The organism is Streptomyces altiplanensis, from assembly GCF_053591575.1.
Genome location: NZ_JBSFUB010000013.1, coordinates 118282 through 126390, shown reverse-complemented (window position 1 = coordinate 126390; position 8109 = coordinate 118282). Strand labels below are relative to the sequence as shown.

Sequence of the window (8109 nt, the reverse complement as noted above, 5' to 3'; positions counted from 1 at the left end):
GGAAGGACACCGGGGTGTCCTTCCGGCGGCCGGGGGCCCACCGTCAGCTCACCCGCCGCGCCCGGTGCCTGACCTCGCGCATGCGGACCTCCGCCGGCAGCGAATCCAGCCTCGCCGAAGCGCGCGCGTGAGCCAGCGGCCCCTGCGTGAACCCCGACAGCGTCCCGGCCGGCTGCGCGTGGGGCGGGAGGCGCAGCGCGACCCGCGCCCGGGGCGCCTGCCGCCGGCCCGTCAGCGTCACGCGCGCCCGTTCCACTCCGTCCAGCGTCTGCGCCTCGTCCGCCAGCACGTTCTCCAGCGCCCGCCCCCGCACCACCGCACCCTCGCCGTCATCGCTGTCGACCAGCACTTCGGCGAGGCGGGCGCGGCGCAGCTGGGCGAGCAGCCACCACAGCGCGAGGAGGACCAGGACCGCGAGGGCCGCGATGACGGCCGGCCACCACCACCATCCCGCGTCCCGCCACCGCGTACGGTCGGCCTCGCTCAGCAGCACGTCGTCGGGCCCGTCGAAGGGCCACCACGACGGTACGGACGCACCGATCCCGGCAGCGAGCACCGCTCCGCCCAGGGCGAGCAGCAGCAGGCCCACGAGTCCGAGCAGGACACGGTTGACCTTCTTGGGCATCGCCTCGTCACCCCTTCCTTGCCGGCCGGCCGACACGCACGGACAGGCGCGGCTGCCGGGCGAGCCCGAGCTGCTGGATGCCGGCCGCGACCGCCGCGTCCAAGTCGGCCCGTACCTCGCCGAGTTCACGGAAATGGGACACGGCCCGCACGCCCACTTTGGAGCGTCCCACCCTTACCCGCGCGGACTGCACGCCGGACACCTCCATGGCCCGGTCCCGCAGCATCGTCGCGGCGGCGGGACGGTCGAGTCCGGCCCGTACGTCGGCGGACGTACGCCGCATGGGCAGAATCGCGCGCAGCCCGGGCGTGACGGCGAGGAGCAGCAGCCACAGGCCGAGCGCCGCCAGGACGCCCGCGCCGATCTGCACCCACACGTCGTCCAGGGGCCGCGTCGCGAGACCGTGCGCCAGTTCGCGGCGCCACTTCATCGCGGAGTGGCCGGCCCGTACCGCCGCGATGTCGTACAGCAGCAGACCGGTGCCGGCGAGCACCACCAGGGCGACCAGCGCGGCCGGCACCCGGCGGGCGGACCAGAAGCGTCCGGACCCCCCGCCGCCGCCCTGCTCCAGGGTCGGTACCGGGCCGTGCATCCCGGCGGCCGAGGACTGGCCGGGCCCGGGGGGACCGGACTGGCCGGGGTGGCCGGGCGGGCCGGGGTGGCCGGACGGACCGGGCGGGCCGGGCGGGCCGGGGTGCCCCTGTGCGCGTGCGACGACGGGGAGCGGCTGCGTACGGCTGTCGGGTTCACTCATCGGACCTTCCCCCGCTCCGCGTGGAGCGCCTGCGCCGAGTGCAGCCGCTCGACCTGGACCGCCACCTCGGACACTTCCATTCCCGCCAACACCCGTACGCCCTGTGCGACACGGCGCCGCACCGCGCCGCACTGGCCGCCGATGTCGGAGGGGTAGCCGAGTTCGAGGACGACGCGCACCCGCGCCGTGTCGTGGTGGACCGTCACCGTGGCATACGGCGCCCTGCCACCCTCGGGCACCTCTCCGAGCGCCTCGCGCGCCGCCCGGGCGGCGATCTTCGCGACGACCCGGTCGGCGATCCGGGTCGCACCACGCTCGGCGGCCTCGACCTGACCGGCGGCCATCGCGGGGGTCACCTCGGCCGGTCGCCGCGTTCACGCACGCGGAAGAAATCGCCCGGTTCAAGATCGCCGTCGGCGAACCGGCCCACTACGAAGCCGATCGCGCCCAACGCCGCCACCAGCAAAAATGCTCCGAAACCGCCGAAATATCCGGCGAACCCGAGCGCCATGCCGGCCGCAAGGCCGACCACCGCCATGTTCATCCTGCGCTCCCTCTACTGAAGACGTGGCTCTACTGAAGACGTGGCTCCGGCTCGTCCTCCGCCTCGTCGGGCAGCTTCACATCACTGACCGCGATATTGACTTCAACGACTTCAAGCCCTGTCATGCGTTCCACGGACGACACGACGTTCTGGCGGACAGTGCGGGCGACATCGGTGATCGATACGCCGTACTCGACGACGATCTCCAGGTCGAGAGCCGTCTGCACCTCGCCGACCTCGGCCTTCACGCCCCGGGTGACGGACTTGGCTCCGCCGGGCACCCGGTCGCGGACGGCCCCGAACGTGCGGGAGAGACCGCTGCCCATGGCGTGCACGCCCAGTACGTCGCGGGCCGCGAGGCCGGCGATCTTCTCGACCACACCGTCGGCGATGGTGGTGCGTCCCCGGCCGGACGGGTCACCGCCACCCTGCTTGGTCATCGAGGGCTTGTTCCCCTCGTAGCCGGACCCGTCCTTGCCGGGGTGGTCGGGCCGGTCGCGCTGTGCGGTGTCACTCATGGCCGTTCGTCCCTTTCCGGGCGGTACTGGGCTCTACTGCACACATTAGGTGCGGTTGCCCGATCTCGCGCCGGGGATGCGGCAGGCTGGGGCAATGGCACCTGACGGATGGACGCGGGCAGTACGGCAACGACTCGGCCTGGGCAGACTGCTGCCTCTGGGCGAAGCGGCGGACGGCGCGTGGCTGGCGGAGAAGGCGGCCGGTCCGGTTCTGCGACGGGCGGCGGCGGAGGTCTCCGGCGTCGGTCTGGGGGCTCTGCGGATCATGCTCGCGGACCCGGACACGGCCGCCGAGCCCGCCGTTCCGCCGCCCCCGAGCGGGCTGCCGCCCGGGCCGCTGCGCATCGAGGCGGACCTCACGGCCACGGCCGGGGGCGAACCGCTGCCGCAGCGGGCGGAGCGGCTGCGCATCGCGCTGCGGGAGGCGGCGTCGGCCCGGCTGGGACTCATGGTCACCGCGGTGGACCTGCGGGTGACGGACCTGGTGGTGGAGGGGCAGGAACCCGTCGCCGCCGCTCCCCCGGACGAGGGAGACGACGAGGAGGACGAGGCGAGCGGCGACGGCGGGGAACGCGGCGGGGCGCACGGTGACGGCTCGCCCCGCCCGGAGGAGGAGGCCGCGAGCCGGGCGGCCGCGGAGGCCGCCGCGGCCGTCCCCGGCGTGGTGCGCCTGACCCGCGTCCTCGGCGCCCCGGTCCACCTCGCCGACGGCCACGTACGCGTGGAGCTGGCGGTGGCGGCGGACCGCCGCGCGCTGGCGGTCGCCCTGGCCGTGCGCAAGGCGGTCCGCGAGGCGGTCACGACGGTCCGGGGCAGCCGGCCCACCGTGGCCGTCCTGGTGACCGGCGTGGAGTGACTCAGTCGCCGATCCCCGCGAGGTCGCGGAGCCTGCGGGCCTGGGCGGCGCGCTCCGCGACCCGCTGTTCCTCGTACGTGCGCGAGGCCGCGCCCTGGAGCAGCGCCTTGGTCTCGATCACGGCGTCGCGCGGCGCGGCCAGCAGCGCGCCCGCCAAGTCCCGTACGGCGCCGTCGAGTTCGTCGCCGGGCACCACCAGGTTGGCGAGGCCGATGCGCTCGGCCTCCGCCGCGTGGACGAAGCGCCCGGTGGCGCAGATCTCCAGGGCGCGGGCATAGCCGACGAGGCCGTGCAGCGGGTGCGTACCGGTGAGGTCGGGGACGAGACCGAGGCTGGTCTCGCGCATGGCGAACTGCACGTCCTCGGCGACGACCCGCAGGTCGCAGGCGAGGGCGAGCTGGAAACCGGCACCGATGGCATGTCCCTGTACGGCGGCGACGGTGACGAGGTCGCTGCGCCGCCACCAGGTGAACGCCTCCTGGTACTCGGCGATGACCGCGTCGAGGTCTTCGTCGGAGCCGCGCGCCAGGTCGAGGAAGGAGGGCTCACCGTCGAACCCCTCGGGGCTGAACGCCTGCCGGTCCAGGCCGGCGGAGAAGGACTTGCCCTCGCCGCGCAGCACCACGACCCGCACGTTGCCGGGCAGAGACCGTCCGGCTTCCGTCAACGCCCGCCACAGAGCGGGAGACTGGGCGTTGCGCTTGGCCGCATTGGTCAGGGTCACCGTGGCAACGGCGTCCTCGACGGTGAGTCGTACGCCGTCCTTGTCGAGCACAGAGTCGAGCGAAGCCATGTGGCGCCTCCGGTTCGGGTGGCAGTCGTGCGGTCAGTAAGTGACTGCACAGTAACCACCCGGGCGATCCTGCGATCGACCGGGTGGTCACCGCCCAAGAACCGGTGAGCCGGGCCCGCCCGGGACTGTCAGGCCGAAGCGGCCTTCTTGCCTCGCGTCGCCCCGCCGCGTCCCCGCAGCGTGACTCCGGACTCGCTGAGCATCCGGTGTACGAATCCGTAGGAGCGGCCGGTCTCTTCGGCCAACGCCCGGATGCTCGCACCGGAGTCGTACTTCTTCTTCAGGTCTGCCGCGAGCTTGTCGCGCGCGGCGCCGGTTACCCGGCTGCCCTTCTTCAGAGTCTCGGCCACCCGTGCCTCCTCAAGGAAGTGCGCTCTGAACTCTCATGATCACCCCTTCCGGGCTTCCTGGCCACCCATTCGGCAAGGTCCGTACAACAAGGTTTGCCGGGAAGGAACCGCACGCCACAAGTGGAATAGAGAATTCCGAGGGCTTCCCGCCGTACGGCCGGACGGGGGACGGAGGGAACGGGCAGGTCAGCGCGGGTAAACGATCAGTGGAACGCAAAGGGCCCGCCCCACGGGGGACGGGCCGCAATCCGGTGCATGACACGCCAGGGTACGAGAGCCACTCACTCAGATGAAGGATCACCCGTAAGCCGAATGATCCAGCCGGAGTGGATCAGGCCAGGGCGACGAGGTCCTTGTAGTCGGGGCCCCACAGGTCCTCCACGCCGTCCGGCAGCAGGATGATCCGCTCCGGCTCCAGCGCGTCGACCGCGCCCTCGTCGTGGGTGACGAGGATGACGGCGCCCTTGTAGGTGCGCAGGGCGCCGAGGATCTCCTCGCGGCTGGCCGGGTCGAGGTTGTTCGTCGGCTCGTCGAGGAGCAGGACGTTGGCGGACGAGACGACGAGAGTCGCCAGCGCGAGACGGGTCTTCTCGCCGCCGGAGAGGACTCCGGCCGGCTTGTCGACGTCGTCGCCGGTGAAGAGGAACGAGCCGAGCGTCTTGCGGACCGAGACGAGGTCGAGGTCGGGCGCCGCCGAGCGCATGTTCTCCAGGACGGAGCGCTCCGGGTCGAGGGTCTCGTGCTCCTGGGCGTAGTAGCCGAGCTTGAGGCCGTGGCCGGCGATGACCTCGCCGGTGTCGGGCTTCTCCGCGCCGCCGAGCAGGCGCAGCAGGGTGGTCTTGCCCGCGCCGTTGAGGCCGAGGATGACGACCCGCGAGCCCTTGTCGATGGCCAGGTTGACGTCGGTGAAGATCTCCAGCGAGCCGTACGACTTGGACAGGCCCTCCGCCATCAGCGGGGTCTTGCCGCAGGGCGCGGGGTCCGGGAACCGCAGCTTGGCGACCTTGTCGGAGACGCGTACCGCTTCGAGGCCGGAGAGCAGGCGCTCGGCGCGCTTGGCCATGTTCTGCGCGGCGACGGTCTTGGTGGCCTTGGCGCGCATCTTGTCGGCCTGCGAGTTGAGGGCGGAGGCCTTCTTCTCGGCGTTCTGGCGCTCGCGCTTGCGGCGCTTCTCGTCGGCCTCGCGCTGCTGCTGGTACAGCTTCCAGCCCATGTTGTAGACGTCGATCTGCGAGCGGTTGGCGTCCAGGTAGAAGACCTTGTTGACGACCGTCTCGACCAGCTCGACGTCGTGGGAGATCACGATGAAGCCGCCGCGGTACGTCTTGAGGTAGTCCCGGAGCCAGGCGATCGAGTCGGCGTCGAGGTGGTTCGTCGGCTCGTCGAGGAGCAGGATGTCGGCGTCCGAGAAGAGGATGCGGGCCAGCTCGACACGGCGGCGCTGACCGCCGGAGAGCGTGTGGAGGGGCTGGCCGAGCACGCGGTCGGGCAGGCCGAGCGCGGCGGCGATGGTGGCGGCCTCGGCCTCGGCGGCGTACCCGCCCTTGGTGAGGAACTCCGTCTCCAGGCGCTCGTACTTCTTCATCGCCTTTTCGCGGGTGGCGCCCTGCCCGTTCGACATGCGCTCCTCGTTCTCGCGCATCTTGCGCAGGACCGAGTCGAGGTCGCGGGCGGACAGGATGCGGTCGCGGGCGAGGACGTCGAGGTCGCCGGTGCGGGGGTCCTGCGGGAGGTAGCCGACCTCGCCGGAGCGGGTGATGGTGCCGCCGGCGGGGGTGCCCTCACCCGCGAGGCACTTGGTGAGGGTGGTCTTGCCCGCGCCGTTGCGGCCGACGAGGCCGATGCGGTCGCCCTTGGCGATGCGGAAGGAAGCGGACTCGATGAGCAGGCGGGCGCCGGCGCGCAGCTCGATGCCGGAGGCGGTGATCAAGGGAAAAACTCCAGGGCGGTATGGACGGCGGAAGGGACGGGCGGAGGGATTTCTTCGACGCCGTCTAATGCACAAGGAGAGTTGCCATAGACCCAGTCTAACGGTCGTGCGCAACTACTTTTCGGACACGGGTTCCGTCCCCGCGACCGGGCCCTCCCGGGCCTCCCGGCCCTCCCGTCGTCCGACGGCCGGGGCAACGGAGGCCCGGGGCACGCCCCCGGCGGTTTCGCTCCGCCCGCTACACCCCGCCCGTGTGCACCTGGAAGGCCGCCCGGCGCATGGCCTTGGCGAGGGCCGGGTCCGGGTGGGCCGCGGCCAGGGCCACCAGGACCTGGACGGTCCGCGGGTGGCCGACGGCGCGGATCTCGTCGAGCAGGGCCGGCACGGTCGACTGCACGGCGGCGTCGAGATGGCGCACCAGCAGCTCGACGTCGCCGTGGTCGGCGACGGCCGCGGCGGTGTCCACCCAGAGCCAGGTGGACTCCTCGCGGGTGAGGATCTCGTGGACGTCCTCGGGGTCGGCTCCCTCGTACTCCGCCAGCCACAGCAGGGCGTAGGGGCGCAGCGAACTGTCGTCGGCCGCGGCCCGTACGCCGGACTCCGCCGGGGCACCGACCACCCGCAGCGCGTCGAAGGCGAGTCCGCGCAGCAGCGCGTCCTCGCCGCGGGCGGCTTCGAGGAGCTCGGTGACGGCGCTGGAGACGGTACGGGCGGCGAGCCAGGCGCGGTACTCGGCCCGGGCGGGGCCCGGGGTCAGGCGGGCGCAGCCGCGCAGCATGTCCTCGGCGGACTGCTCGATGTTCCCGGCGGGGCTCTGGGCCGCGACGCAGATCTGCTCCAGCTTGACCCACACCGCCCAGTTGCCGAGCGCGGTGAGGGTGGCGAGTCCGGGGCCCAGGGTCAGGGCGCCGACGGCCGCCTGGCCTTCCAGGGCCCAGTCGAGGAGGAGGGAGAGGGGTGCGTCCGGGGCCGCGGGAGCGGGAAGCGGCTGGGAGTCGTAGGGGACCTCGCAGCGCTCTTCGCGGAGCTCGACGACGCGCTGTTCGAGCAGGTCGAGCAGCGCCGGCACCTGAACGGGACCGGCCGAGAGCTGGAGGAGGGAGAGCACCTGGGGAAGGGCTTCCACGACCTCGGCGACGGACGTGCCGGTGATGCCCTCCGGGGCGGGGTGGACGATCGACCAGGCGTCGAAGAGCGCGACCCAGCCGCGCAGGACGGCCGCGTCGTCGCGGTCCCAGGCGCGCAGCCGCCAGCCCGGGCGGGCACGGTCGCCGTGCAGTTCGATCAGGCCGGCGAGCCTGGCCCTGTCCCAGCCCGCGCAGACCTGCGCCGGCGTCAGGCCCAGCTCGGACGCCGCCTGTTGGGCGGCCGCGGCGGAGAGGGCACCGTCCCGGCCGGGTCCGACGTGGGACTTTCCGCCGCGCGGCGACGGAGAGGCCCAGCGTGCGACCCGTACGGCGTCGGCGAGCACGGCCCTGGCCTGACGGGCCAGTTCCGCGGGGGGCGGGGTGCCCTCGGGGGGCCTCGGGGCCGGGCGGGTACGCCGGTTCGTCACGGCCTGGGGCCCGCCCTGGGAAGCCAGGGGGAGGGCAGCGGCGAGGGGTCGCGGGCGGACAAGTCGGAGCCTGGAGTCGCGCGGTGTACGGGACGTCACGGGGAGCAGTCTCGCCGCTGACGCCCCGAAAGCCCAAACGGAATCGAACTCGCCGCTCATGGGCCTGTTCACGGGCGCGTTCACG

Annotated in this window: 10 protein-coding genes; 1 reads left to right on the top strand and 9 read right to left on the bottom strand. The window is 72.9% G+C overall.

Annotated features, from left to right (window positions below):
• Nucleotides 1-43: 43 nt before the first annotated feature.
• From amaP to ACWD0Y_RS09565, 5 genes are read right to left on the bottom strand one after another with little or no spacing between them, the layout of a single operon-like run.
• Nucleotides 44-625 carry an alkaline shock response membrane anchor protein AmaP gene (gene amaP, locus ACWD0Y_RS09585; RefSeq protein ID WP_450259803.1) on the bottom strand — a complete coding sequence of 194 codons (582 nt, stop codon included), beginning with the start codon at nt 623-625 and terminating at the stop codon, nt 44-46.
• A 7-nt stretch (nt 626-632) separates the two neighbouring features.
• Nucleotides 633-1379: a DUF6286 domain-containing protein gene (locus ACWD0Y_RS09580; RefSeq protein ID WP_450259802.1), complete on the bottom strand. Its 747-nt coding sequence runs from the start codon at nt 1377-1379 to the stop codon at nt 633-635.
• The gene (locus tag ACWD0Y_RS09575) at nt 1376-1723 is read right to left on the bottom strand and encodes a hypothetical protein (protein WP_450259801.1); all 348 of its coding nucleotides are present in this window, start codon (nt 1721-1723) and stop codon (nt 1376-1378) included. The genes ACWD0Y_RS09580 and ACWD0Y_RS09575 overlap by 4 nt, the downstream gene beginning before the upstream one ends.
• 8 nt (nt 1724-1731) lie before the next feature.
• Nucleotides 1732-1923, bottom strand: coding sequence for a hypothetical protein (locus tag ACWD0Y_RS09570; RefSeq protein WP_450259800.1), 192 nt, complete (start codon nt 1921-1923; stop codon nt 1732-1734).
• A gap of 29 nt (nt 1924-1952) precedes the next feature.
• The gene (locus tag ACWD0Y_RS09565; protein WP_450259799.1) at nt 1953-2441 is read right to left on the bottom strand and encodes an Asp23/Gls24 family envelope stress response protein; all 489 of its coding nucleotides are present in this window, start codon (nt 2439-2441) and stop codon (nt 1953-1955) included.
• Nucleotides 2442-2535: 94 nt separating this feature from the next.
• Here ACWD0Y_RS09565 and ACWD0Y_RS09560 point away from each other — a divergent pair, with 94 nt between their 5' ends.
• Nucleotides 2536-3297, top strand: coding sequence for a hypothetical protein (locus tag ACWD0Y_RS09560; RefSeq protein WP_450259798.1), 762 nt, complete (start codon nt 2536-2538; stop codon nt 3295-3297).
• A gap of 1 nt (nt 3298) precedes the next feature.
• Here the strand turns inward: ACWD0Y_RS09560 and ACWD0Y_RS09555 are convergent, their stop codons facing one another.
• From ACWD0Y_RS09555 to ACWD0Y_RS09540, 4 genes are all read right to left on the bottom strand, one after another.
• On the bottom strand, nt 3299-4090 hold the full coding sequence (locus tag ACWD0Y_RS09555; protein ID WP_450259797.1) for an enoyl-CoA hydratase/isomerase family protein: 792 nt from the start codon (nt 4088-4090) through the stop codon (nt 3299-3301).
• A 128-nt stretch (nt 4091-4218) separates the two neighbouring features.
• On the bottom strand, nt 4219-4440 hold the full coding sequence (locus tag ACWD0Y_RS09550; protein WP_006123601.1) for a helix-turn-helix domain-containing protein: 222 nt from the start codon (nt 4438-4440) through the stop codon (nt 4219-4221).
• A gap of 331 nt (nt 4441-4771) precedes the next feature.
• Nucleotides 4772-6370, bottom strand: coding sequence for an ABC-F family ATP-binding cassette domain-containing protein (locus tag ACWD0Y_RS09545; protein WP_450259796.1), 1599 nt, complete (start codon nt 6368-6370; stop codon nt 4772-4774).
• Between the two features lie 238 nt (nt 6371-6608).
• Entirely contained in the window at nt 6609-7925 is a 1317-nt protein-coding gene (locus tag ACWD0Y_RS09540) for a hypothetical protein (protein ID WP_450259795.1), read from the bottom strand.
• Between the last annotated feature and the right edge of the window lie 184 nt (nt 7926-8109).